Origin of the sequence: Pseudomonas alloputida (genome assembly GCF_021283545.2) — a bacterium.
In the GTDB taxonomy this organism is placed as follows: Bacteria; Pseudomonadota; Gammaproteobacteria; order Pseudomonadales; family Pseudomonadaceae; genus Aquipseudomonas; species Aquipseudomonas alloputida.
Genome location: NZ_CP128540.1, coordinates 5,255,029 through 5,279,306 on the forward strand (window position 1 = coordinate 5,255,029; position 24,278 = coordinate 5,279,306).

The window sequence follows — 24,278 nt, forward strand, 5'->3', positions numbered from 1 at the left end:
CGCGCCGAACTGCTACGCAGCCAGCCCAGCGTCGCCAATAGCTGCGAGCAGGCACATTGCGTGCCTCACAGTGCAACCTTGAGCGCCGTCCGTTGAATGAACGGCGCCCTGCCGATCACTCTTCGACGCTCATGTATTCCTTGGCCCAGCGAATGTAGTCTTCTGGCTGGGTGTAGGTGTGCGAGAGCTCGGTGGCACTGAGGTTTTCCGACTTGTTCTGCCGACCACGCTGCAGCCGCAGGCAGTCGTAAGTGGCCTTGATCGCGGCAAAGTAAGCCGCATGGCCATCGACCACGATGCGCACGCCCAAACGCGCCAGGCGCTCGTCATCGCGCAGGTTCGGGTTGCCATAGGTGACCAGCATCAGCGGCACGGTCAGGTGCTCGGCAATCTGCTCAAGCTGCTCGAAGTCCTTGACCCCGACCATGCAGATGCCATCAGCGCCCGCCTTCTGGTAGCTCTGGGTACGCACGATGATTTCTTCGGTGCTGAGTACGCCCGCGTTGGTACGGGCAATGATCGACAGGGACGAATCGACTCGTGCCTCCAGCGCCGCGCGGATCTTGCCAACGCCCTCCTCGACCGGGATCAGGTCAGTGGACTTGCGCCCGAACTGGGCAGGCAGCAGGGTGTCCTCGATGGTCAGTGCGGCCACACCGGCGCGCTCCAGTTCGATCACCGTGCGCATCACGTTCAGTGCGTTGCCATAGCCGTGGTCGGCGTCGGCCAGTACCGGCAGTTGCGCGACCCGACCAATGCGGGTGGCCTGCTCGACGAACTCGCTGAGGGTGATCAGAGCGAAGTCCGGAGCAGCCAGTACCTGCAACGAAGCGACCGAACCGCCGAGGATACCGACTTCGAAGCCCAGGTCTGCGGCAATGCGTGCCGACATTGGGTCGAACACCGAGGCAGTGTGGAAACAGGAACCTGAAGCGAGCAGCTCGCGGAAGGCAAAACGCAGATCTTGGTGGGAAGCCTTGGGCATGATCACTCCGCAAAAAAGTTGAAATTTGAACGGTAACTACCGACCCCTGTAATCGGGTCTACCTGACCTGTTCCAACCGTCGCCATCTGGGCGGTCATGCTCGACATGCAGGCAGAGGAATAAAAGGTGTGGGAGACAGCGGACTGAAAAACCTGCGGCAATATGCTGCACCAACCTGGTGCAAGCCCCGGATTTCAGCCTCTGTGGCATACCAACGATATCACGCAGCCATGCAGCACTGGATGAATGCGCCAATGCCGATCTTGCATAGGGGATGCAGATAGTACATAGGAAGCTACCTAACTCAGGTTACAATCCGAGGGCTTCTGTGAGAGCAGGCTTGCCCGCGAAGGGCCGCCATAGACAAAACAAGGTATTCCCGTGACCGCCGCCCTGCCCCCCACCGCCCTGCGCAACGTGCTCACCGCCCTGATGCTGGCCATCTTCCTCGGCGCACTGGACCAGACCATCGTCGCTGTCTCGCTGCCCGCCATCTCGGCGCAGTTCAGCGATGTCGGCCTGCTGGCCTGGGTCATCTCCGGTTATATGGTGGCCATGACCGTGGCCGTGCCGATCTACGGCAAACTGGGCGACCTTTACGGCCGGCGCCGGATGATCCTCACCGGTATCAGCCTGTTCACCCTGGCCTCCATTGCCTGCGCCATGGCCCAGGACATGCCGCAATTGGTGCTGGCCCGTGTACTGCAGGGTATCGGCGCAGGCGGGATGGTCTCGGTGAGCCAGGCAATCATTGGCGACTTCGTGCCCCCGCGCGAACGCGGCCGCTACCAGGGCTACTTCAGCAGCATGTACGCCGCGGCCAGCGTGGCCGGGCCAGTGCTGGGCGGCTGGTTGACCGAGTACCTGTCGTGGCGCTGGGTGTTCTGGATCAACCTGCCGCTGGGGCTGGTTGCTTTGTGGGCCATTCGCCGTGCGCTCGCTGACATGCCAGTGCAGCGTCGTGAGGCACAGGTGGACTACCTTGGCGCCATGCTGTTGATTCTCGGCCTTGGCAGCCTGCTGCTGGGCATCACCTTGGTGGGCCAGGGCCACGCCTGGGCCGACCCGGCCGTGCTGGCGCTGTTCGGCTGCGCCCTGCTGGGCCTGGCGCTATTCATCGCCCACGAACGCCGCTGCCCGGAGCCGCTGCTGCCGCTCAGCCTGTTCGGCAACCGTGTGGCAGTGCTGTGCTGGGCGGTGATCTTCTTCGCCAGCTTCCAGTCCATTTCGCTGACCATGCTCATGCCCCTGCGTTACCAGGGCATTACCGGCGCCGGTGCCGACAGCGCCGCCCTGCATCTGCTGCCGCTGGCCATGGGGCTGCCCATGGGCGCCTTCACAGGAGGCCGCATGACCAGCCGGACCGGGCGCTACAAGCCACAGATCCTGGCCGGTGCACTGCTGATGCCAGTGGCCATTTTCGCGATGGCACTGACCCCGCCGCAATCAGCGTTGCTCAGTGCGCTATTCATGCTGCTGACCGGCATAGCCTGCGGGCTGCAATTCCCGACCTCACTGGTGGGCACACAAAGCGCGGTGGCCAGCAAGGACATCGGCGTGGCCACCAGCACCACCAACCTGTTCCGTTCGTTGGGTGGAGCCATGGGCGTGGCGTGCATGTCCAGCTTGTTGCTGGCACTGCTGCATCAGGGTGGTTTCGAACTGTCGGGTAATCCGTTGCTGGGGAGCTTGAAGGCCGCAGAGGTGGACCCGGGGACGCAGGGGCGGTTGCTGGAAACGTTCCGGCAGCTGCTGATGGGGAGTGCGGTCGTCGCGGTGCTGGGACTGCTTGCGGCACTGGCCTTGCCCGACCGGCAATTGCGCGGCCGCTGAAGGCTACGCACTCGCTGCAAGAGCCGCCTTGTGCTGCGAACAGCCGCAGGGCGGCCATGCCCTTAATACCCCCTTAACACAAAGGGGAAACACTCCCTCACAATCCTTAACAAAGTGTCATTTGCGCAGAGCCGGGCTCAAGCGCAGCATATCCAGCCCGGTGTCGACCCATTTTTCGACATCACCCAACAGATCGACACTGTCAGGCAGCAATAGCCAGCGCCCGATCAGGCCATCGACATAGGCAAACATGGCCACCGCCGCGCGCTCGACATCCAGCTCGCCAGGCAACTGGCCCCGGCGTACGGCATTGGCCAGCGCCAGGGTGATGCCCTTGTGGCAATCCAGCACCGCACTCTGGCGCTGCTGGCGAATTTCACACATGTCATCGGTGAACTCGCACTTGTGATGCAGGATTTCATTGATACGACGGGTTCGGGCATCGAGCACCAGCTCGTTAAACACTTGCAACAGCAGCTTGCGCATGCAGCCAAGCGGGTCGAGTTCATCCTCGCTTTCGCTCGCGCGCGCCAAATGGTCATGGGTCTCGTGCAGGCTGTCGAGCAACGCCTGCACCAGCTCGGCCTTGTTGTTGAAGTGCCAGTAGATCGCCCCCCGCGTCACACCCGCCAGTTCGGCGATGTCGGCCAGGGTGGTTCGCGCAACCCCGCGCTTGTAGAAGGCCCTTTCCGCCGCCTCGATGATCTGGGCACGGGTTTCCTGGGCTTCTTCTTTGGTTCGACGGACCATGGCAGTACAACCTCATCTGGCCCGAACGCGCAGCGCGTGCGGGGAACGCTCCGGGGGCACCTCTGCCGGGGCCTCTCGGATAAGCTAATCAAGCGCTGAGGCTGTACCTGAGTACCACCCAGCAGTATTTACAAACAACCATGAATGTAAGTATATTCCTTAGCAAGCTATTTATCCACCGGATAGCATTTTTTCCAGATCAAGATCTCTTCCATTACTCTTGAGCGTCTCCCTGCTCCAGCGACCCGAGGATCCTCATGCAATTCAAGCCAGCCGTTACCGCTCTGGTTTCCGCCGTCGCCCTGGCAACCCTGCTCAGTGGCTGTAAGAAAGAAGAAGCAGCGCCAGCGGCGCAGGCTCCTCAGGTCGGCGTCGTGACCATCCAGCCGCAAGCCTTCACCCTCACCTCGGAATTGCCGGGGCGAACCAGTGCCTACCGCGTCGCCGAAGTGCGCCCGCAGGTCAACGGCATCATCCTCAAGCGCCTGTTCAAGGAAGGCAGTGAGGTCAAGGAAGGCCAGCAGTTGTATCAGATCGACCCTGCCGTGTACGAAGCCACCCTGGCCAATGCCAAGGCCAACCTGCTGGCTACACGCTCACTGGCCGAACGTTACAAGCAACTGATTGACGAACAGGCCGTCTCCAAACAGGAATACGACGACGCCAATGCCAAACGATTGCAGGCTGAGGCTTCGCTCAAGAGCGCACAGATCGACCTGCGCTACACCAAGGTTCTGGCGCCAATCAGCGGCCGTATCGGTCGCTCTTCGTTCACCGAGGGTGCACTGGTGAGCAATGGCCAGACCGACGCCATGGCCACCATCCAGCAGCTCGATCCTATTTATGTCGACGTTACCCAGTCCACCGCCGAGCTGCTCAAGCTGCGCCGTGACCTGGAAAGCGGCCAGTTGCAGAAGGCCGGCGACAACGCCGCCTCGGTTCAGCTGGTACTGGAAGACGGCAGCCTGTTCAAGCAGGAAGGTCGCCTGGAATTCTCCGAAGTCGCGGTGGACGAGACCACCGGCTCGGTGACCCTGCGCGCCCTGTTCCCCAACCCCGATCACACCCTGCTGCCAGGCATGTTCGTGCATGCGCGGCTCAAGGCCGGGGTCAACGCCAACGCCATCCTGGCACCGCAACAAGGCGTGACCCGCGACCTCAAGGGCGCACCCACCGCCCTGGTGGTCAACCAGGAGAACAAGGTCGAACTGCGCCAGCTCAAGGCCAGCCGCACCTTGGGTAGCGACTGGCTGATCGAGGAAGGCCTCAACCCGGGTGACCGCCTGATCACCGAAGGGCTGCAGTACGTGCGCCCAGGCGTCGAGGTGAAGGTCAGCGATGCCACCAACGTCAAGAAGCCGGCCGGTCCTGATCAGGCCAACGCGGCGAAAGCAGACGCCAAAGCGGAGTAAACCATGTCGAAGTTCTTTATCGATCGCCCGATCTTCGCCTGGGTGATCGCCTTGGTGATCATGCTGGTCGGGGCCTTGTCCATCCTGAAGCTGCCGATCAACCAGTACCCCAGTATCGCGCCGCCAGCCATCGCCATCGCCGTGACCTACCCGGGCGCGTCGGCGCAAACCGTGCAGGACACCGTGGTGCAGGTGATCGAGCAGCAGCTCAACGGTATCGACAACCTGCGTTATGTGTCGTCGGAAAGTAACTCCGACGGCAGCATGACCATTACCGCCACCTTCGAACAGGGCACCAACCCCGACACCGCGCAGGTACAGGTACAGAACAAGCTGAACCTGGCCACCCCGCTGCTGCCGCAGGAAGTGCAGCAGCAAGGTATCCGCGTCACCAAAGCAGTGAAGAACTTCCTGCTGGTGATCGGCCTGGTCTCCGAAGACGGCAGCATGACCAAGGACGACCTGGCCAACTATATCGTCTCGAACATGCAGGACCCGATCTCGCGTACCGCGGGTGTAGGTGACTTCCAGGTGTTCGGTGCGCAGTACGCCATGCGTATCTGGCTCGATCCGGCCAAGCTGAATAAGTTCCAGCTGACCCCGGTCGACGTCAAGACCGCTGTGGCCGCACAGAACGTGCAGGTGTCTTCCGGCCAGCTCGGCGGCCTGCCAGCCCTGCCGGGCACCCAGCTGAACGCCACCATCATCGGCAAGACCCGCCTGCAAACCGCCGAGCAGTTCGAGAGTATCCTGCTCAAGGTCAACAAAGACGGTTCACAGGTGCGCCTGGGCGATGTCGCCCAAGTAGGCCTGGGGGGTGAAAACTACGCCGTCAGCGCCCAGTTCAACGGCAAGCCGGCTTCCGGCCTGGCGGTAAAACTGGCAACCGGCGCCAACGCGCTGGACACCGCCAAGGCACTGCGCGAGACCATCAAAGGCCTGGAACCGTTCTTCCCGCCGGGAGTCAAGGCGGTATTCCCGTATGACACCACCCCAGTGGTCACCGAATCGATCAGCGGCGTGATCCACACCCTGATCGAAGCCGTGGTGCTGGTGTTCCTGGTGATGTACCTGTTCCTGCAGAACTTCCGCGCCACCATCATCACCACCATGACCGTACCGGTGGTATTGCTGGGTACCTTCGGCATCCTTGCCGCCGCGGGCTTCAGCATCAACACCCTGACCATGTTCGCCATGGTTCTGGCCATCGGCTTGCTGGTGGACGACGCCATCGTCGTGGTGGAGAACGTCGAGCGGGTCATGTCCGAGGAAGGCTTGCCGCCCAAGGATGCGACCAAACGCTCGATGGAACAGATCCAGGGCGCCCTGGTGGGTATCGCCCTGGTGCTCTCGGCCGTACTGCTGCCCATGGCGTTCTTTGGCGGCTCCACGGGTGTGATCTACCGGCAGTTCTCCATCACCATCGTCTCGGCCATGGGCCTGTCGGTGCTGGTTGCGCTGATCTTCACCCCGGCGCTCTGCGCAACCATGCTCAAACCGCTGAAGAAGGGCGAGCACCACACCGCCAAAGGTGGCTTCTTCGGCTGGTTCAACCGCAACTTCGACCGCAGCGTCAACGGCTACGAGCGCAGTGTAGGCGCCATCTTGCGCAACAAGGTGCCATTCCTGCTGGCCTATGCGCTGATCGTGGTCGGCATGATCTGGCTGTTCGCCCGCATCCCTACCGCGTTCCTGCCAGAAGAAGACCAGGGCGTACTGTTCGCTCAGGTGCAGACCCCGGCCGGCTCCAGTGCCGAACGCACGCAGGTCGTGGTCGACCAGATGCGTGAATACCTGCTCAAGGACGAAGCCGATACCGTATCGTCGGTGTTCACGGTCAACGGTTTCAACTTCGCAGGCCGCGGCCAGAGCTCGGGCATGGCCTTCATCATGCTCAAACCCTGGGATGAACGCTCGAAGGAAAACAGCGTGTTCGCCCTGGCCCAGCGTGCCCAGCAGCACTTCTTTACCTTCCGTGATGCGATGGTGTTCGCCTTCGCCCCGCCAGCGGTGCTTGAACTGGGTAACGCCACCGGCTTCGACGTGTTCCTTCAGGACCGCGGCGGTGTCGGCCACGAGAAGTTGATGGAGGCGCGCAACCAGTTCCTGGCCAAAGCTGCGCAGAGCAAGATCCTCAGCGCCGTGCGCCCGAACGGCCTGAACGATGAACCGCAGTACCAGCTGACCATTGATGACGAACGTGCCAGCGCCCTGGGCGTGACCATTGCCGACATCAACAACACCCTGTCGATTGCCTTGGGTGCCAGCTACGTCAACGACTTCATCGACCGTGGCCGGGTCAAGAAGGTGTACATCCAGGGCGAACCCAGCGCGCGGATGAGCCCGGAAGACCTGCAAAAATGGTACGTGCGCAACGGCGCAGGGGAGATGGTGCCGTTCTCCTCCTTCGCCAAAGGCGAATGGACCTACGGTTCGCCGAAGCTGTCGCGTTACAACGGTGTCGAAGCGATGGAAATCCTCGGTGCACCGGCGCCTGGCTACAGTACCGGTGAAGCCATGGCCGAGGTCGAGCGCATTGCAGGCGAGCTGCCAAGCGGTATCGGCTTCTCCTGGACCGGCATGTCCTACGAGGAAAAACTCTCCGGCTCGCAGATGCCGGCGCTGTTCGCCCTCTCGGTGCTGTTCGTGTTCCTGTGCCTGGCGGCCCTGTACGAAAGCTGGTCGATCCCGATCGCTGTGGTGCTGGTAGTACCGCTGGGTATCATCGGTGCGCTGATCGCCACCAGCCTGCGCGGCCTGTCCAACGACGTGTACTTCCTGGTTGGCCTGTTGACCACCATCGGTCTTGCGGCGAAAAACGCCATTCTGATCGTGGAATTCGCCAAGGAGCTGCACGAACAAGGCCGCAGCCTGTACGACGCAGCGATCGAGGCGTGCCGCATGCGTCTGCGCCCGATCATCATGACCTCGCTGGCGTTCATCCTGGGCGTGGTACCGTTGACCATCGCCAGCGGCGCCGGCGCCGGCAGCCAGCACGCCATCGGTACTGGCGTGATCGGCGGCATGATCAGTGCGACCGTGCTGGCTATCTTCTGGGTACCACTGTTCTTCGTCGCAGTGTCGTCGCTGTTCGGCAGCAAAGAGCCGGAAAAAGACGTCACCCCTGAAAATCCACGTTATGAGGCTGGGCAATGACCAAGTCTTTGTTGTCCCTGGCGGTAACCGCTTTCATTCTTGGCGGCTGCTCGCTGATCCCTGACTACCAGACCCCGGAGGCGCCGGTGGCTGCGCAGTGGCCGCAAGGCCCTGCTTACTCGCCGACGCAATCGGCGGATGTTGCCGCTGCTGAACAGGGCTGGCGCCAGTTCTTCCACGACCCGGCGCTGCAACAGCTGATCCAGACCTCGCTGGTCAATAACCGCGACCTGCGCGTCGCGGCGTTGAACCTCGACGCCTACCGTGCGCAATACCGCATTCAGCGCGCCGACCTGTTCCCGGCGGTTTCGGCCACCGGCAGCGGCAGCCGCCAGCGTGTCCCGGCGAACATGTCGCAAACGGGCGAATCTGGCATCACCAGCCAGTACTCGGCCACCTTGGGCGTCAGCGCCTACGAGCTGGACCTGTTCGGCCGCGTGCGCAGCCTGACCGAGCAGGCCCTGGAAACCTACCTCTCCAGCGAGCAGGCGCGTCGTTCCACGCAAATCGCCCTGGTAGCCAGCGTGGCCAACGCCTACTACACCTGGCAGGCCGACCAGGCCCTGTTCAAGCTGACCGAAGAAACGCTGAAGACCTACGAGGAAAGCTACAACCTCACCCGTCGCAGCAACGAAGTCGGCGTGGCCTCGGCCCTGGACGTCAGCCAGGCGCGTACCGCCGTGGAAGGCGCCAGGGTCAAGTACTCGCAGTACCAGCGCCTGGTCGCCCAGGACGTCAACAGCCTGACCGTGCTGCTGGGCACCGGCATTCCTGCCGACCTGGCCAAGCCGCTGGAGCTTGATGCCGACCAACTGGCCGAAGTACCGGCCGGCCTGCCATCGGATATTCTTCAGCGTCGCCCGGACATTCAGGAAGCCGAGCACCTGCTCAAGGCTGCCAACGCCAACATTGGTGCAGCCCGCGCAGCGTTCTTCCCGAGCATCAGCCTGACCGCGAACGCCGGCAGCCTGAGCCCCGACATGGGCCACCTGTTCTCGGGCGGCCAGGGCACCTGGCTGTTCCAGCCGCAGATCAACCTGCCGATCTTCAACGCCGGCAGCCTCAAAGCCAGCCTGGACTACTCGAAAATCCAGAAGGACATCAACGTCGCCAAGTACGAAAAAACCATCCAGACGGCCTTCCAGGAAGTCTCCGATGGCCTGGCGGCACGCAAGACCTTCGAAGAGCAGTTGCAGGCCCAGCGCGACCTGGTGCAGGCGAACCAGGACTACTACCGCTTGGCCGAACGCCGTTACCGCATCGGGATTGACAGCAACCTGACCTTCCTCGATGCCCAACGCAACCTGTTCAGTGCCCAGCAAGCGCTGATCGGAGACCGCCTGTCGCAGCTGACCAGCGAGGTCAACCTGTACAAGGCGCTTGGCGGTGGCTGGTACGAGCAGACCGGGCAGGCCAACCAGCAGGCATCGGTGGAAACACCGAAAGGCTGATCGGCCTTGTTGCAAAAGCAGAAAGCCCACCCTTATCGGTGGGCTTTGTTTTTACTGCCTGTGCCGGCTGGGCGCAAGCCGTCGTAGGAGCGGGTTTACCCGCGAAGAGGCCGCCCCAGAAGAGTTATTAACCAACCGGAACATTCCGTTCGATTATCGCCCCGTTCCGTTTGCGGCGAATTGCCTCACCCCCGCACTACCCCGCACCATCCCCCCACGCAACGTTACTCAAGTTCATCAAAAACACCCGCACCTGCAGGCCCGATCCCGCAGTGCACCGGCTCGACCATAAAAACAAGAGATCCACGACAGATGAGCATTTCGCTACCCGCACGTCAGCTGCTGCCTGGCCTGTTGGCCATGTCCTGCGCCCTCCCCGCATTCGCCGCCAACGAAGGTGGTTTCATCGAGGACGCCAAGGCCACCCTCAACCTGCGCAACTTCTACATCAACCGCAACTTCGTCGACCCGGCCCACCCACAGGGCAAGGCCGAGGAATGGACACAAAGCTTCATCCTCGATGCCCGTTCCGGTTTCACCCAGGGCACGGTCGGTTTCGGCGTGGACGTACTGGGCCTGTACTCGGTCAAGCTCGACGGCGGCAAAGGCACCACCAACACTCACCTGCTGCCCGTGCATGGCGACGGCCGCCCGGCCGATGACTTTGGCCGGCTGGGTGTGGCGCTGAAGGCCAAGCTGTCCGAAACCGAGCTGAAAGTCGGTGAATGGATGCCGGTACTGCCAATCCTGCGTTCGGACGATGGCCGCTCACTGCCGCAAACATTCCGCGGTGGCCAGCTGACCTCCAGGGAAATCGCCGGCCTGACCCTGTACGCCGGCCAGTTCCGCGGCAACAGCCCGCGCAACGATGCCAGCATGGAAGACATGTCGCTCAACGGTAAAGCCGCCTTCACCTCCGACCGTTTCAACTTCGGCGGCGGTGAGTACACCTTCAACGACAAGCGCACCATGATCGGCCTGTGGGATGCCCAGCTCAAGGACATCTACCGCCAGCAATACCTCAACCTGACGCACAGCCAGCCGCTGGGCGACTGGACGCTGGGCGCCAACCTGGGCTACTTCATCGGCAAGGAAGATGGCGCCGAACGGGCCGGCAAGCTGGACAACCGCACCGCCTCCGCCTTGCTTTCGGCGCGCTACCAAGGCCACACCTTTTACGTTGGCCTGCAGAAGGTCAGCGGCGACGATGCCTGGATGCGGGTCAATGGCACCAGTGGCGGTACCCTGGCCAACGACAGCTACAATTCAAGCTTCGACAATGCCAAGGAGCGTTCCTGGCAGGTTCGCCATGACTTCAACTTCGCCACCGTCGGCGTACCCGGGCTGACCCTGATGAACCGCTATATCAAGGGTGACAACGTCACCGTGGGCAGCGTGGACGATGGCAAGGAATGGGCGCGGGAAACAGAGCTGGCCTATGTGGTGCAGTCGGGCAGCTTCAAGGACCTGTCGCTGAAATGGCGCAACTCGACCATGCGTCGCGACTTCAGCACCAACGCGTTCGATGAGAACCGCTTGATTGTGAGTTATCCGCTGAATCTTCTGTGACTCAATTGGCCTCTTCGCGGATAAACCCGCGAATAGGCCAGACGCCCTCCCTTTTGAAGGCATCATTGGCAACAGCGTGATGAAAACCCTGCCATGAATTGCCCAGTGCGAGCTGCCGCCATTCGCTGAGCTGATGATGGTGGTGACTGCAGGCTATCCTGATCACTATCAGGTACAGGTGAAACAAAGCAGAACAGGGAGGCACAACAATGAAAACCCTCGTCGACCACCTGAGCCAATACGCCAACTACCACCGCGATCCACGCAACATCGCCACCCACTTCGTCGGCATCCCCATGATCGTGCTGGCAGTCACCATCCTGCTTTCACGCCCAGGCTGGGAGATAGCTGGCATGTGGCTGTCCCCTGCCCTGCTGGCAGCGGCGGCATCTGTGTGGTTCTACTTGCGCCTGGACCTGCGCTTCGGGCTGGTGATGGGGCTGTTGCTGGGCCTGTGCCTGTGGGTCGGTGAGGCGCTGGCAGTGCAGTCGACAACGCTATGGCTCGGCGCCGGGCTGGGGGCGTTCGTGGTGGGCTGGATCATCCAGTTCATCGGCCATTACTACGAAGGCCGCAAACCGGCATTTGTCGACGACGTGAGCGGCCTGATCATCGGGCCACTGTTCGTGGTGGCGGAAGCTGCGTTCATGCTGGGCCTGTGCCCGACCCTGAAGCGCGCCGTGGAAGCCAACGCCGGCCCGATTGCCATGCGGCAAAAAAAGGCATCGGTGTAAAGGCCATTCGCGGGCAAGCGCCCTGTTGCAGGGGCCTGCCCGTGATCACGGTTTACTGGCGAGACTCTACGCCAAGTTCATCCCACACCGACTCAGCCAGGTGGAACGTGGCATTGGCCGCCGGAATGCCGCAGTAGATCGCGCTCTGCATCAGCACTTCCTTGATCTCGTCGCGGGTCACGCCATTGTTGGCCGCCGCACGCAGGTGCAGCTTCAGCTCGTCGTTGCGGTTCATGCCAATCAGCATGGCGATGGTGATCAGGCTGCGGGTATGGCGCGGCAGCCCCGGGCGGGTCCAGATGTCACCCCAGGCGTGGCGGGTGATCATTTCCTGGAACTCGCCATTGAAGTCGTTGAGCTTCTCCAGGCTGCGGTCCACGTGGGCATCACCCAGCACTGCGCGGCGCACTTGCATGCCAGCGTCGTAACGTTGTTTCTCGTCCATGGCGTTGTCCTCAGTGAGCCAGCAGGAAATCGAGCACGCGGCGGCTGAAGGCCTCGCCAATCTCGACATTGGACAGGTGCGCCGCCGGGAAGTCGACGTACTCGGCACCTTGGATACCGGCCTGCATGAAGCGGCCATGCTCAGGGGTGGTAACCACGTCTTGGGTACCGGCAACGATCAGCGCAGGCACCTGGATGCGGCCCAGTTGCTCACGATAATCAGCGTCACGTACCGCTGCACAGTTGCCTGCGTAGCCTTGCGGGCTGGTTTGCGCCAGCATCTGGCAGATACGCTGGGCCTGCTCCGCCTGCGCCTGGGCAAAGCCCGGGGTGAACCAGCGGGCGATGGAGGCATCGCGCAGGTCGACCATGGCCTGCTGGCCGCCTTTGAGTACCGTGTCGATACGGGTGTTCCACACCTCGTCATTGGCGATCTTGGCGGCCGTGTTGCACAGGGTCAGGCTGTGCAGGCGCTCACCTGCATGGATACCCAGCCACTGGCCGATCAGGCCGCCCATCGACAGGCCGACGAAGTGAGCCTTTTGAATGTCCAGGCCATCGAGCAGGGCCAGCACGTCGCGGCCCAGCTGTTCGATGCTGTAAGGGCCTTCAGTGACCAGCGATGCGCCGTGACCACGGGTGTCATAGCGCAGCACCCGGAAGTGCTGACTCCAGAGCGGAATCTGGGTGTCCCACATGCCCAGGTCGGTACCCAGCGAGTTGGACAGGACCAGCACCGGGGCGTCATCCGGGCCATCGATCTGGTAATTCAAAACGCCATCGGCCAGTTGCAAGTGCGCCACAGCGGTCTCCTTCAGGCAGTGAAACGTTGATGTTCGGACACGGCGCGCGCCACCCAGACGCGGGCCTGGCCCAGGTAATGGGCAGGGTCGAGCAGGCGATCGAGTTCTTCGCCAGACAGCTCGGCGCTGACCTGCGGCTCGTCACCCAGCACGGCACGCAGGTGCCGCTGTTCGGCCACCGCGCGTTGGCAGCATTGTTCCAGCAGGTGGTGGGCACGGTCGCGACCCAGACGCTGGGCGAGGACGATGCTCACCGCTTCGGCCAGCACCAGGCCTTGGGTCAGGTCGAGGTTACGGCGCATGCGCGCGGCATCCACCTCCATGCCCTCGGCAATCACTTGAGCCTGGCGCAGGGCGCCAGAGACCAGGCAGCAGATATCCGGCAGGGTTTCCCACTCGGCATGCCATAGGCCCAGGCTGCGTTCGTGCTCCTGAGGCATGGCTGCGAACAGCGTCGACAGCAGGCCCGGCACGCGGGTCGCGGCACCGATCAACACGGCGGCACCCACCGGGTTGCGCTTGTGTGGCATGGTCGAAGAACCACCCTTGCCCGGCGCAGAAGGCTCAAACACCTCCCCCGCCTCGGTTTGCATCAGCAAGCTGATATCACGGCCGAACTTGCCCAGGCTGCCGGCAACCAGGCCCAATACCGAGGCAAACTCCACCAGGCGGTCGCGCTGGGTGTGCCAGGGCTGCTCGGGCAGGGTCAGCTTGAGCTGTTCGGCCAGCGCTTCGGCCACCGGCATCGCCTTGCTGCCCAGCGCCGCCAGGCTGCCCGAGGCACCGCCGAACTGCAGGACCAGAAGGCGCGGGCGCAGTTCCTGCAGGCGCTGACGGTGGCGGGTCAAAGCACCCAGTACACCGGCCAGTTTCATGCCCAGGGTCACCGGGGTGGCGTGTTGCAACCAGGTACGACCCACCAAGGGCGTATCGGCGTGCTTCAAGGCCTGCTGCGACAGGGTATCGGCCAGCTTGCCGAGGTCGGCCTCGATCAAATCGAGGGCATCGCGCAGCTGCAGAACCAGACCGGTATCCATCGCATCCTGGCTGGTGGCCCCAAGGTGCACATAGCGCTCAGCCTCTGGCACGCCGGTGGCGATCACCTTGCCCAACGCTTTCACCAGCGGAATGGCCGAGTTGCCCGCGGTGGCGATGGCATTGGCCAGCGCGCCAACGTCATAGCGCTCGGCCTGGCATGCCGCCTCGATGGCCGCTACCGCGCTGTGCGGGACCAAACCGGCAGAGGCTTCGGCTCGGGCAAGCGCGGCTTCGAAATCCAGCATGCCCTGCAGGCGGCCTCGGTCGGAGAAAATCTCGCGCATGGCCGGCGCGGTGAAATAGGCGTCGAACAGTTGGTTGCTCATGCAGCGTCCTTAATCATCATGGTGCAGGTACGCCGCCTGCTTCGGCAGGCGCAGGCTGAACAGGAAGGCAATCGCCATCATCGCCGTCACGTACCAATAGAAAGTGTTTTCCATCCCCAGGGTTTTCAGGCCCAGGGCCACATACTCGGCCGAACCGCCGAATGCTGCGTTGGCCACCGCGTAGGCCAGGCCAACACCCAGTGCACGCACCTGCGGCGGGAACATCTCGGCCTTCACCAGACCGCTGATCGAGGTGTAGAAACTCACGATACACAGGGCCAGGCTGATCAGCACGAAGGCCATGATCGGGCTGGTCACGGTTTTCAGCGCCATCAGCAGCGGCACGGTGCACAGGGTACCGAGGCCGCCGAACAGCAGCATCGAATTGCGCCGGCCGATACGGTCGGACAGCATGCCGAAGAACGGCTGCACCACCATGAACAGGAACAACGCCCCGGTCATCACGTAGCTGGCGTTCTTGGCGGTCATGCCCGCGGTGTTGACCAGGTACTTCTGCATATAGGTGGTGAAAGTATAGAAAATCAGCGAGCCACCCGCGGTGTAGCCCAGTACCGTGATGAACGCCGCTGCGTGATTGCGGAACAAACCTCCGATCGAACCTGCATCCTTGTCATTGCGGGCTTCGGCGCTACTGGTCTCGTGCAGCGAACGGCGCAGCATCAGCGAGATCAGGGCGGCGATGGCGCCCACCACGAAGGGAATGCGCCAGCCCCAGGCCCGCAGTTCATCTTCAGTCAGCAGCTGTTGCAGGATCACCACGACCAGGACTGCCAGCAACTGGCCGCCGATCAGGGTGACGTACTGGAACGAAGCAAAGAAGCCGCGCTGCCCACGCAGCGCTACTTCACTCATGTAGGTGGCCGTGGTGCCGTATTCGCCCCCTACCGACAGCCCCTGGATCAGGCGGGCCAGCAATAGCAGCGCCGGGGCCCAGGTGCCGATGCTGGCATAGGTGGGCAGGCAGGCGATCATCAGGGAGCCGAAGCACATCATCAGCACCGAGATCATCAGGGAATTCTTGCGACCATGGCGGTCGGCGAGGCGGCCGAAGATCCAGCCACCAATGGGGCGCATCAAAAAGCCCGCGGCGAATACACCCGCCGTGTTCAACAGCTGCACGGTGGGGTCGTCGGAGGGGAAGAAGGCCGGGGCGAAGTAGATCGCGCAGAAGGCGTAGACGTAGAAGTCGAACCATTCCACCAGGTTGCCTGATGAGGCACCGACAATAGCGAAGATGCGCTTGCTGCGTTCTTCGCCGGTGTAATAGGTTGAGGTCATGACGGGTTTACTCCTGGAGGGTCCTAGGTAGTTCTAGACATACCTAGTAACACACTCGTTCCGCTATCGGGCTGGCAATGGGCCTTATGTCTCACAGGAGAGGCCTCTTCGCGGGGAAGCCCGCTCCCACAGGTGATTGCGTGGATCCCTGTTGGAGCGGGCTTCCCCGCGAAGAGGCCGGTACAGGTCAAACCCGCTCGATGGCCAACGCCAGACCTTGGCCGACACCCACACACATGGTCGCCAGGCCCTTGCGACCGCCACTCTTCTCCAGCTGGTGCAACGCAGTCAGTACCAGGCGTGCACCGCTCATGCCCAGGGGGTGGCCCAGGGCAATGGCACCGCCATTAGGGTTTACCTGGGGCGCATCGTCAGCCACACCCAGCTCACGCAGCACCGCCAGGCCTTGGCTGGCAAACGCTTCGTTAAGCTCGATCACGTCGAAATCACTTACCGCTATCCCCAGACGCTCGGTCAGTTTGCGCACCGCCGGCACCGGGCCAATGCCCATGACACGTGGCGCAACGCCGCCGCTGGCCATGCCCAGAACGCGGGCACGCGGAGTCAGGCCGTGTTTCTTCACCGCTGCGGCCGAGGCCAGGATCATCGCCGCAGCACCGTCGTTCACGCCCGAGGCGTTGCCGGCGGTGACCGTCTTGTCCGGGCCGTTGACCGGTTTGAGCTTGGTCAGCGCCTCCAGCGTGGTTTCCGGGCGCAGGTGTTCGTCACGTTCGACGATGATTTCGCCCTTCTTGTGAGCGATACGCACCGGCACGATTTCTTCGGCAAAGAAGCCGGCAGCCTGCGCAGCGGCAGCCTTCTGCTGGCTGCGCAGGGCGAAAGCGTCCTGATCAGCACGCGAAACCTGATAGTCGTCGGCCACGTTGTCGGCGGTTTCCGGCATGGAATCCACACCGTACTGGCTCTTCATCAGCGGGTTGATGAAACGCCAGCCAATGGTGGTGTCTTCCAGCTTCATGTTGCGCGAATAGGCGCTTTCAGCCTTGCCCATGACGAACGGGGCGCGCGACATCGACTCGACGCCACCGGCAATCACCAGCTCCATCTCGCCGCTGGCGATGGCGCGGAACGCGGTGCCGACGGCATCCATGCCCGACGCGCACAGACGGTTCAGGGTGACGCCCGGGATGCTTTCCGGCAGGCCGGCCAGCAGCAGTGCCATGCGGGCCACGTTGCGGTTGTCTTCACCGGCCTGGTTGGCGCAGCCGAAGAACACTTCGTCTACCTGGTCCCACTGCACGCCAGGGTTGCGCTCGATCAGCGCCTTCAGCGGCACGGCGGCCAGGTCGTCGGCCCGCACGCTGGCCAGGGCGCCGCCGAAGCGGCCGATCGGGGTACGGATGGCGTCACAGATGAATACGTCGTGCATCAGGCTTCTCCTGCCAGCTGGCCATGGTCAGCGGCGGTACGGGCGTCGAGGTCACGCATGGCGGACAGCTCGATTTGGGTGGGTTCGGAAATGGTCTGCGCGTGGCATTTGGAGGCTCCTGGTCAGGGTGCTTCGGTAAACCCAGATTAAGGAGACTGGTAGGTACCTTACAATCCGATAATCGACTATCTGTGCGATTAACGAACCATTTGTTGCACGACTATCCACCCCACGCGCAGGGCAACTGTGCGCCCTGATTGCAGCACAACGCCGCCCCTGCGGGAGCGGCGTTACGCTGTGAATGGGCCGCAACGCGGCCCTCGCCCTCAGGTTGCGTCGGCGTGGCTGACCAGCCCCTTGACGACCACTCCCACGGTCGCCAGCGCCGCCGGTACCAGCAACGCCGTCAGCACCTGCTCGAAGCTCCAGCCCAGGCCCAGCAGCGTTGCACCACTCCAGGCGCCGAGAATCGCACCAAAGCGGCCAATACCCAGCATCCACGATACGCCTGTGGCCCGGCCCTGGGTGGGATAGAAGCGCGCCGCCAGCGATGGCATTGCCGACTGCGCACCGTTCACGCACATACCAGCGACGAGCACCAGCGTGGCTAGCAGAGTGATGTTGCCCAGGCTCTGCCCCACTGCGTAGGCGAACACCCCGGCCAGCAGATAGAAAATGCCAATTACCTTGTGCGGATTGAAACGGTCCATGGCCCAACCCACACCGACTGCACTTAGCACGCCGCCAAACTGGAACAGCGCGCCGATGAACGCCGCCTGCTCCATGCTCGCGCCGCTGTCACGCATCAGGGTTGGCAGCCAGCTGGTCAGGAGGTAGACGATCACCAGGCCCATGAAATAGGTCAGCCACAGCAACACGGTGCCCAAGCCATAGGTGCCAGAGAAGATCACCGCGAACACGTTGCGCGCAGCCACCGCCTTTTGCTCAGGCACGCTGAAACTGCCTGCCTCGGCCACCACTTGCGGCGCGATTGGCGACAAGGTCTTGCGCACCTTGTCGGTGCCGCGGTTGCGCACCACCAGGAACCGCGCCGACTCCGGCAGCCAGATCATCAGCACCAGCGCCAGCAGCAACGGCAGCACGCCACCGATGACCAGCAGGCTGTGCCAGCCGTAGGCCGGGATCATCTTGGCGGAAATGAAGCCACCACCCGCCATGCCCAGGTTGAAGCCACAGAACATGCTGGTCACCAGCAGCGACTTGAGGCGCTCCGGGGTGTATTCGGACAACAGCGTGGTAGCGTTGGGCATGCCTGCACCCAGGCCCAGGCCAGTCAGGAAGCGCAGTACCAGCAACTGGTCGACGTTGGTGGCATAGGCCGAGGCCAGGCTGAAGCCACCGAACACCAGCACCGCCCCCACCAGCACGCCTTTGCGGCCGAAACGGTCAGCCAGCGGCCCGGAGCCCAAGGCACCGAACACCATGCCGATCAACGCGGCACTCATGACCGGCCCAAGGCTGGCGCGGTCGATCCCCCACTCTTGCGACAGTGCAGGGGCGATGAACCCCATGGCAGCGGTGTCCAGGCCGTCGAGGAAGACGATCAGGAAGCACAGCAGCACGACCCGCCACTGATAGCGGGACAGCGGCTGCTGATTGATGAATGACTGAACGTCGAGGCTTTTGCCGACGTTGGTTTGCGCTTGGTTCATTATTGTTATCCAGAATGTGGGGCACAGTCAGGCCATTGCACGCGGGCATCCGGTACAAGGGCGATGATTGGGGTATATGGCCTGGGTCAGCCTGGATATAACGATACTGCATGCGGGTGCGGCCGCAGCAGCGAGGTGACAGTATTCATGAGTGAGTGCCTCTAGTGTTTTTCTTGTTCGGTCGGCTAGCCGACCGTTGCGAGAGACATTAATCAGCCGGCCGAGGTGACGCAATTCACCCGGCACGACACTGTGCGTTTATCGCACAGGAAACGGTTTTGCCTGTTCTGATCCGGGGCCGCAAAGTGCTCCCTGCGGTCTCAACCAAACAACTGGTGGCAAAGGTCCCGGCTGGCTGCCAGCAAAATCGGCAAGAACCGCTGCTCCAGTTCACTGCGGGTCACCCGCCCGACATGGGTACTGACGTTCAGCGCAGCCAACACCTGCCCCGAAGCGTCATACACCGGCACGGCAATCGATCGCAGCCCCTGTTCCAGTTCCTGGTCTACCACACACCAGCCCTGTGCGCGCACCTGCTGGATGCAGGCGAACAACGATTCGGGGTCATTCAGGGTGCGGCTGGTGCGCGCTTTGAGGTCGGCACGTTCCAGGTACTCACGCAGGCTGGTGTCATCCATGGCCGCCAGCAGAATGCGCCCCATCGACGTGCAATAGGCCGGCAGGCGCCCGCCCACCGACAGATCGACCGAGATCAGCCGCTCGACCGTGGCCGAACGGGCTATATAAAGGATGTCGTCGCCCTCGAGGGTGGCCATGTTGGCCGCCTCATGCAGCTGGTCGCTGATGCGATCCAGGTACGGCTGTGCAGAAATTGCCAGCGGCGTCGACGACAGGTAGGCATGCCCCAAGGTCAGCACTTTGGGCAGCAGCGAATAGGTACGCCCGTCGGTGGTGGCGTAACCCAGTTTGATCAACGTGTGCAGGCAACGGCGCACCGCCGCGCGAGGGATTTCGGTACGGTGACTGATCTGGGCGATGGTCAGGTGGCGCTTGCGCTCCTGGAATGCCTGGATCACGGCCAGGCCACGTGCCAGTGAGGTCATGAAGTCCGGGTCACCGGTAAAGGCCTGGATGCGCTTGGCCGGGGAAGCCACGATCGGCGGCGCCATGGCAGCCGAAGCAGGTCGCGCCACCTCAGCATTGCCGGAATCGTTGCCCAGGGTTTCGTCACTCATCGCACACCTCAAAAAAAACACCGGTTCGTGCGATTATCGAACAAACGGCCGATAATCGCAATTGACCGCCGACACTTTTGCTTATACCTTTCCCATGCCACTTGTGGCTTCTTTGGAGAGACTGGTCAGGTACCCACCGTAGAAGTCCCCAGGCAACGGCCTCGCCTTTCGGCGAGGCCGTTTTTCATTACGGCCCGCCCTGACATTGCAACGAACTTCTATCCGCCATTCCTTTCAAACTTTGTACGAAAGGTCCCAACTGTTCGCGGGCACAATCTGCTACTTACGCCAGATGATGTCAGGGTTGCGTAAATTATCGATGTTCGGCGAATTATCGGTTGCTATAATCGATTGCGCAGGCCCTCCGCTTACCGTGGTCGTTGAACCTTCCGCTTTATCAAGCCGTTGCGGCCAGCAAGGCAAAATGCATGTTGCACAATGCATGACAACAGTCATTACACTTATTTCAGGTACTGCACGTGACGAAAGATGAACTGCGCGCGGAACTCGAGCGCCAGGCTGAACGTTACAAGGATGTTTATGGTGGCGAAGTCACCACATACGCCGCACAACCGGATCCGGAACGCAAACCCTGGCGCAAGCGTGCCAGCGTTCGCGACCAGGCCTTCAGCCAGGAACTGGAACGCATCGAAAAAGAACTGCGCAGCGACAATCCCTGAGCCTCGGGGCCCTCTGCGCGTCGTCGCCCGGCCTACCCGGGCGAGCTCGATCTTTACTGTCTGGCCGATGATGAAATGGAATCACACAAATTTCATACAGCCGTTTGAATTTTTGCGAAATGGATTTTTCTCAAGATTTCGGCCTTTTTTCGCCCTACTTTGTGATTTTTAGCCGCTATTTACCTCCCGTACCGCCCCCCTCTGCATGACACGCTTGCACCATGAAGACTGTCATCTGCCTGTTACAGGTGCATCGATTGCCAAGGTTTTCTGGCATAATCCCGCCCCCCTAAGACCCGCCAGACAACCTTCATGATCGATTTATTCAGCGGACTGGATGCCTGGGTGTTGGTGAGCCTGCTGCTCGCCTTGACCTTCGTACTCGCCTTCGAGTTCATCAATGGCTTTCATGACACCGCCAACGCGGTAGCTACCGTCATCTATACCAAAGCCATGCCGCCGCACCTCGCCGTGTTCTTCTCCGGCGTGTTCAACTTCCTTGGCGTTCTGCTCGGCGGTGTAGGGGTGGCCTATGCCATCGTGCACCTGTTGCCGGTAGAGCTGCTGATCAATGTGAACACCGGCCACGGCCTGGCCATGGTCTTCTCGTTGCTGGCTGCGGCCATCACCTGGAACCTGGGCACCTGGTACTTTGGCATCCCCGCCTCCAGTTCGCACACGCTGATCGGCTCCATCCTCGGTGTTGGCCTGGCCAACGCCCTGATCAACGACATTCCGCTGGGCGACGGCGTCAACTGGCAGAAAGCGATCGATATCGCCATGTCGCTGGTGGTCTCGCCAATGGCCGGCTTCGCCGTTGCTGCCCTGGTGCTGATCGGCCTGAAATGGTGGCGCCCGCTGTCGAAGATGCACAAAACCCCGGAACAGCGCCGCAAGCTCGACGACAAGAAGCACCCGCCCTTCTGGAACCGTCTGGTCCTGGTGGTTTCCGCCATGGGCGTGAGCTTCGTGCACGGCTCCAACGACGGCCAGAAAGGCATCGGCCTGATCATGCTGGTGCTGATCGGTATTGTCCCGGCCAAGTTCGTACTCGACCTGAACAGCACCACCTACCAGATCGAACGTACGCGCGACGCCACCCTGCACATGAGCCAGTTCTACCAGCGTAACGCCGCCACCCTGGGCGAGTTCCTGGCACTGGGCAAGGCCAAGGCCAGCGACCTGCCGGAGCAGTTCAGTTGCAACCCGCAGCAGACCGAGCCGACCATTGCTGCGCTGCAGACCTCGCTGAAGGGCGTGACGGACTACCACAGCCTCGATGCCGAGAAGCGCGTTGAAGTGCGCCGCTATCTGTTGTGCCTGGATGACACGGCGAAGAAGGTTGGCAAGCTGCCAGGCCTGGACGCCCGTGAAAAGTCCGACCTTGAAAAACTGCGCAAAGACCTCACCGCCACCACCGAATACGCCCCGTTCTGGGTGATCGTGGCCGTCGCACTGGCCCTTGGCCTGGGTACCATGGTTGGCTGGAAGCGCGTGGTGTTGACGGTGGGCGAGAAGATCGGCAAACAAGGCATGACCTATGCCCAAGGCATGTCGGCACAGATCACCGCAGCCTGCGCCATCGGCATGGCCAACGTATTCGCCCTGCCGGTATCGACCACCCACGTGCTGTCGTCTGGCGTGGCCGGCACCATGGTCGCCAACAAAAGTGGCCTGCAAGGCGGCACTGTGAAAACCATCCTGCTGGCATGGGTCCTGACCCTGCCTGCCTCGATGGGCCTGGCGGCCGGCCTGTTCTGGCTGGCGTCCAAAGCCATTGGCTGAGTGACACCGCAATGAATGAAGGCGCCCTCGGGCGCCTTTTTCATAGCCGTTATGCCTACGCCACCTTGTTCTTTGCCGGAGCGGGCTTGTGCTACCAAGGGTATGGCGCGGCGCAGGAAGACTACCTTTTCTTGCCCCCTAACAACGACCCCATCAACCCGCGCACCAACTGCCGCCCCAACTGGTTAGCGGCCTGGCGCACTGCCGACTTGATCGCCTGCCCCGCTGCACTCTGCAAGAACTCACCCGCCTTGTCGGCAAAACTCTCTTCATCCGCCTTCGGTTGCGGCGCCGGTTCCACCGGCTCGCCCTTACGCTGGCTCAGCATTTCATAGGCTGACTCACGGTCCACCGGTTTGTCATAGCGCCCCGCCAGTGGCGAAGCGGCAATCAGCGCACTGCGCTCAGCCGCACTCAGTGGCCCGATACGCGACTGCGGCGGTGCAACCAGCACCCTCTGCACCATGGCCGGCGTGCCCTTCTCTTGCAACGTACCCACCAGCGCTTCGCCAATACCCAGTTCGGTCAGCACCGCCAGAGTGTCGAACGTCGGGTTGGGGCGGAAACCATCGGCTACCGCCCGCAGCGACTTCTGCTCCTTGGCCGTGAACGCCCGCAAGCCGTGCTGAATGCGCAAGCCCAACTGGGCCAGCACCGCGTCGGGCAAGTCACCCGGCGACTGGGTAACGAAATAGACCCCCACCCCCTTGGAGCGGATCAGCCGGACCACTTGCTCAAGACGGTCCTGCAACGCCTTGGGCGTGCCGTTGAACAGCAGGTGTGCTTCATCGAAGAACAGCGCCAGCACCGGCTTGTCGGCATCACCGCGCTCGGGCAACTGCTCGAACAGTTCGGCCAGCAGCCACAACAGGAACGTCGCGTACACCTTGGGTGCCTCGTGCACCAATCGGCTGGCATCGAGCAGGTGGATACGTCCACGTCCATCCGGATCAGGGCGCAGCAGGTCCTCCAGTTGCAATGCCGGCTCGCCGAACAGTGCCTCGGCGCCCTGCTGCTCCAAGGTAGCGAGCCGGCGCAACAAAGCCTGGGTGGAGGCCGTGGTCATCAGCGCGCTGTCTTCGCCGAGCAGCTGCGGGTTGTCCTTCAGATGCGCCAGCAGGGCCTTGAGGTCTTTGAGGTCCAGCAGCAGCAGGCCTTCGCGGTCGGCCACCTTGAATGCTGCATAAAGCGCCGCCTGCTGGCTGTCGGTCAGTTCCAGCAAGTTGCCCAGCAACAACGGCCCCATTTCACTGAGGGTGGTGCGCAGCGGGTGGCCAGACTGCCCGGCGATATCCCACAAGCTCACCGGGTAAGCCCTGGGCGTATGCCCCAGCCACGGCATGCCGGCGATGCGCTCAGCCACCTTGCCCTGTGGCGCACCGGCAGCACCCAGGCCACAAAGGTCGCCTTTGACATCCGCGGCGAACACCGCCACCCCTGCGTCGCTGAACACCTCCGCCAGGCGCTGCAGGGTGACGGTCTTGCCAGTACCGGTTGCGCCAGCCACCAGACCGTGGCGGTTGGCCAGGCGCATTGCTTGCCCGACTGGCTGGCCATCCGGGCCCGCGCCTACAACGATGGTCGAAAATTCCGACATCTCTTTAATCCTCTGCTCAAGCTTTAGCTTAATTCGGCCGATACCTGTGGGTGTTATTCGCCTTAATAGAGAGGAACAGCCGAAAAGGGACTTTTCGGGATGTTGCACAACCTACGGCTCCACTCGTGCGAACGCCTGATATAAAACCTTAGCGGAA

18 protein-coding genes and 1 pseudogene are annotated in these 24,278 nt (G+C 62.3%); 8 read left to right on the forward strand and 11 right to left on the reverse strand.

All coding sequences use genetic code 11. The features are described from left to right. Positions 1-115: 115 nt before the first annotated feature. Complete coding sequence (locus LU682_RS24430) at positions 116-985, reverse strand: isocitrate lyase/PEP mutase family protein (RefSeq protein ID WP_003251963.1); 870 nt, start codon at positions 983-985, stop codon at positions 116-118. A gap of 381 nt (positions 986-1,366) precedes the next feature. On the opposite strand from LU682_RS24430, the gene LU682_RS24435 reads away from it, so the two are divergent. Then, complete coding sequence (locus tag LU682_RS24435; protein WP_010952496.1) at positions 1,367-2,818, forward strand: MDR family MFS transporter; 1,452 nt, start codon at positions 1,367-1,369, stop codon at positions 2,816-2,818. Positions 2,819-2,935: 117 nt separating this feature from the next. Here the strand turns inward: LU682_RS24435 and ttgR are convergent, their stop codons facing one another. Then, on the reverse strand, positions 2,936-3,568 hold the full coding sequence (gene ttgR / locus LU682_RS24440; protein ID WP_010952495.1) for an efflux transport transcriptional regulator TtgR: 633 nt from the start codon (positions 3,566-3,568) through the stop codon (positions 2,936-2,938). A gap of 257 nt (positions 3,569-3,825) precedes the next feature. On the opposite strand from ttgR, the gene ttgA reads away from it, so the two are divergent. The 5 genes from ttgA (at position 3,826) to LU682_RS24465 (ending at position 11,890) form a co-directional block, all read left to right on the forward strand. Then, positions 3,826-4,980 carry a toluene efflux RND transporter periplasmic adaptor subunit TtgA gene (gene ttgA / locus LU682_RS24445; RefSeq protein WP_010952494.1) on the forward strand — a complete coding sequence of 385 codons (1,155 nt, stop codon included), beginning with the start codon at positions 3,826-3,828 and terminating at the stop codon, positions 4,978-4,980. A gap of 3 nt (positions 4,981-4,983) precedes the next feature. Further along, positions 4,984-8,136 (forward strand): multidrug efflux RND transporter permease subunit TtgB, encoded by a 3,153-nt coding sequence (gene ttgB / locus LU682_RS24450; RefSeq protein WP_232885694.1) that lies wholly within the window; start codon positions 4,984-4,986, stop codon positions 8,134-8,136. Next, positions 8,133-9,587, forward strand: coding sequence for an AdeC/AdeK/OprM family multidrug efflux complex outer membrane factor (locus LU682_RS24455; RefSeq protein ID WP_010952492.1), 1,455 nt, complete (start codon positions 8,133-8,135; stop codon positions 9,585-9,587). The genes ttgB and LU682_RS24455 overlap by 4 nt, the downstream gene beginning before the upstream one ends. 312 nt (positions 9,588-9,899) lie before the next feature. Next, the gene (locus LU682_RS24460; protein ID WP_010952491.1) at positions 9,900-11,156 is read left to right on the forward strand and encodes an OprD family porin; all 1,257 of its coding nucleotides are present in this window, start codon (positions 9,900-9,902) and stop codon (positions 11,154-11,156) included. Positions 11,157-11,365: 209 nt separating this feature from the next. Continuing rightward, complete coding sequence (locus LU682_RS24465; RefSeq protein ID WP_010952490.1) at positions 11,366-11,890, forward strand: Mpo1 family 2-hydroxy fatty acid dioxygenase; 525 nt, start codon at positions 11,366-11,368, stop codon at positions 11,888-11,890. A 52-nt stretch (positions 11,891-11,942) separates the two neighbouring features. On the opposite strand, the gene pcaC is transcribed toward LU682_RS24465, so the two are convergent. From pcaC to pcaR, 8 genes and pseudogenes are all read right to left on the reverse strand, one after another. Then, positions 11,943-12,335 (reverse strand): 4-carboxymuconolactone decarboxylase, encoded by a 393-nt coding sequence (pcaC, locus tag LU682_RS24470; protein WP_010952489.1) that lies wholly within the window; start codon positions 12,333-12,335, stop codon positions 11,943-11,945. Between the two features lie 10 nt (positions 12,336-12,345). Then, a complete protein-coding gene (gene pcaD, locus LU682_RS24475; RefSeq protein ID WP_010952488.1) occupies positions 12,346-13,137 on the reverse strand; it encodes a 3-oxoadipate enol-lactonase in 792 nt (263 codons plus the stop codon). Between the two features lie 11 nt (positions 13,138-13,148). After that, complete coding sequence (locus LU682_RS24480) at positions 13,149-14,501, reverse strand: 3-carboxy-cis,cis-muconate cycloisomerase (protein ID WP_010952487.1); 1,353 nt, start codon at positions 14,499-14,501, stop codon at positions 13,149-13,151. Positions 14,502-14,510: 9 nt separating this feature from the next. Further along, complete coding sequence (locus tag LU682_RS24485; RefSeq protein ID WP_010952486.1) at positions 14,511-15,800, reverse strand: MFS family transporter; 1,290 nt, start codon at positions 15,798-15,800, stop codon at positions 14,511-14,513. Between the two features lie 187 nt (positions 15,801-15,987). Next, positions 15,988-17,193 carry a 3-oxoadipyl-CoA thiolase gene (pcaF, locus tag LU682_RS24490; RefSeq protein WP_172835047.1) on the reverse strand — a complete coding sequence of 402 codons (1,206 nt, stop codon included), beginning with the start codon at positions 17,191-17,193 and terminating at the stop codon, positions 15,988-15,990. Then, positions 17,190-17,285: pseudogene (locus tag LU682_RS24495) on the reverse strand (CoA-transferase subunit beta); the annotation flags it as partial. The pseudogene LU682_RS24495 and the gene pcaF, both read right to left, overlap by 4 nt. A gap of 231 nt (positions 17,286-17,516) precedes the next feature. Further along, the gene (pcaK, locus tag LU682_RS24500; protein WP_010952484.1) at positions 17,517-18,863 is read right to left on the reverse strand and encodes a 4-hydroxybenzoate transporter PcaK; all 1,347 of its coding nucleotides are present in this window, start codon (positions 18,861-18,863) and stop codon (positions 17,517-17,519) included. Between the two features lie 320 nt (positions 18,864-19,183). Then, on the reverse strand, positions 19,184-20,059 hold the full coding sequence (gene pcaR / locus LU682_RS24505) for a pca regulon transcriptional regulator PcaR (protein WP_003251938.1): 876 nt from the start codon (positions 20,057-20,059) through the stop codon (positions 19,184-19,186). Between the two features lie 479 nt (positions 20,060-20,538). Here pcaR and LU682_RS24510 point away from each other — a divergent pair, with 479 nt between their 5' ends. After that, positions 20,539-20,739 carry a hypothetical protein gene (locus tag LU682_RS24510; protein ID WP_003251937.1) on the forward strand — a complete coding sequence of 67 codons (201 nt, stop codon included), beginning with the start codon at positions 20,539-20,541 and terminating at the stop codon, positions 20,737-20,739. 312 nt (positions 20,740-21,051) lie between these two features. Beyond that, positions 21,052-22,524 carry an inorganic phosphate transporter gene (locus LU682_RS24515; RefSeq protein ID WP_003251935.1) on the forward strand — a complete coding sequence of 491 codons (1,473 nt, stop codon included), beginning with the start codon at positions 21,052-21,054 and terminating at the stop codon, positions 22,522-22,524. 121 nt (positions 22,525-22,645) lie between these two features. Here the strand turns inward: LU682_RS24515 and LU682_RS24520 are convergent, their stop codons facing one another. Continuing rightward, on the reverse strand, positions 22,646-24,121 hold the full coding sequence (locus LU682_RS24520; protein ID WP_010952483.1) for a helicase HerA-like domain-containing protein: 1,476 nt from the start codon (positions 24,119-24,121) through the stop codon (positions 22,646-22,648). Between the last annotated feature and the right edge of the window lie 157 nt (positions 24,122-24,278).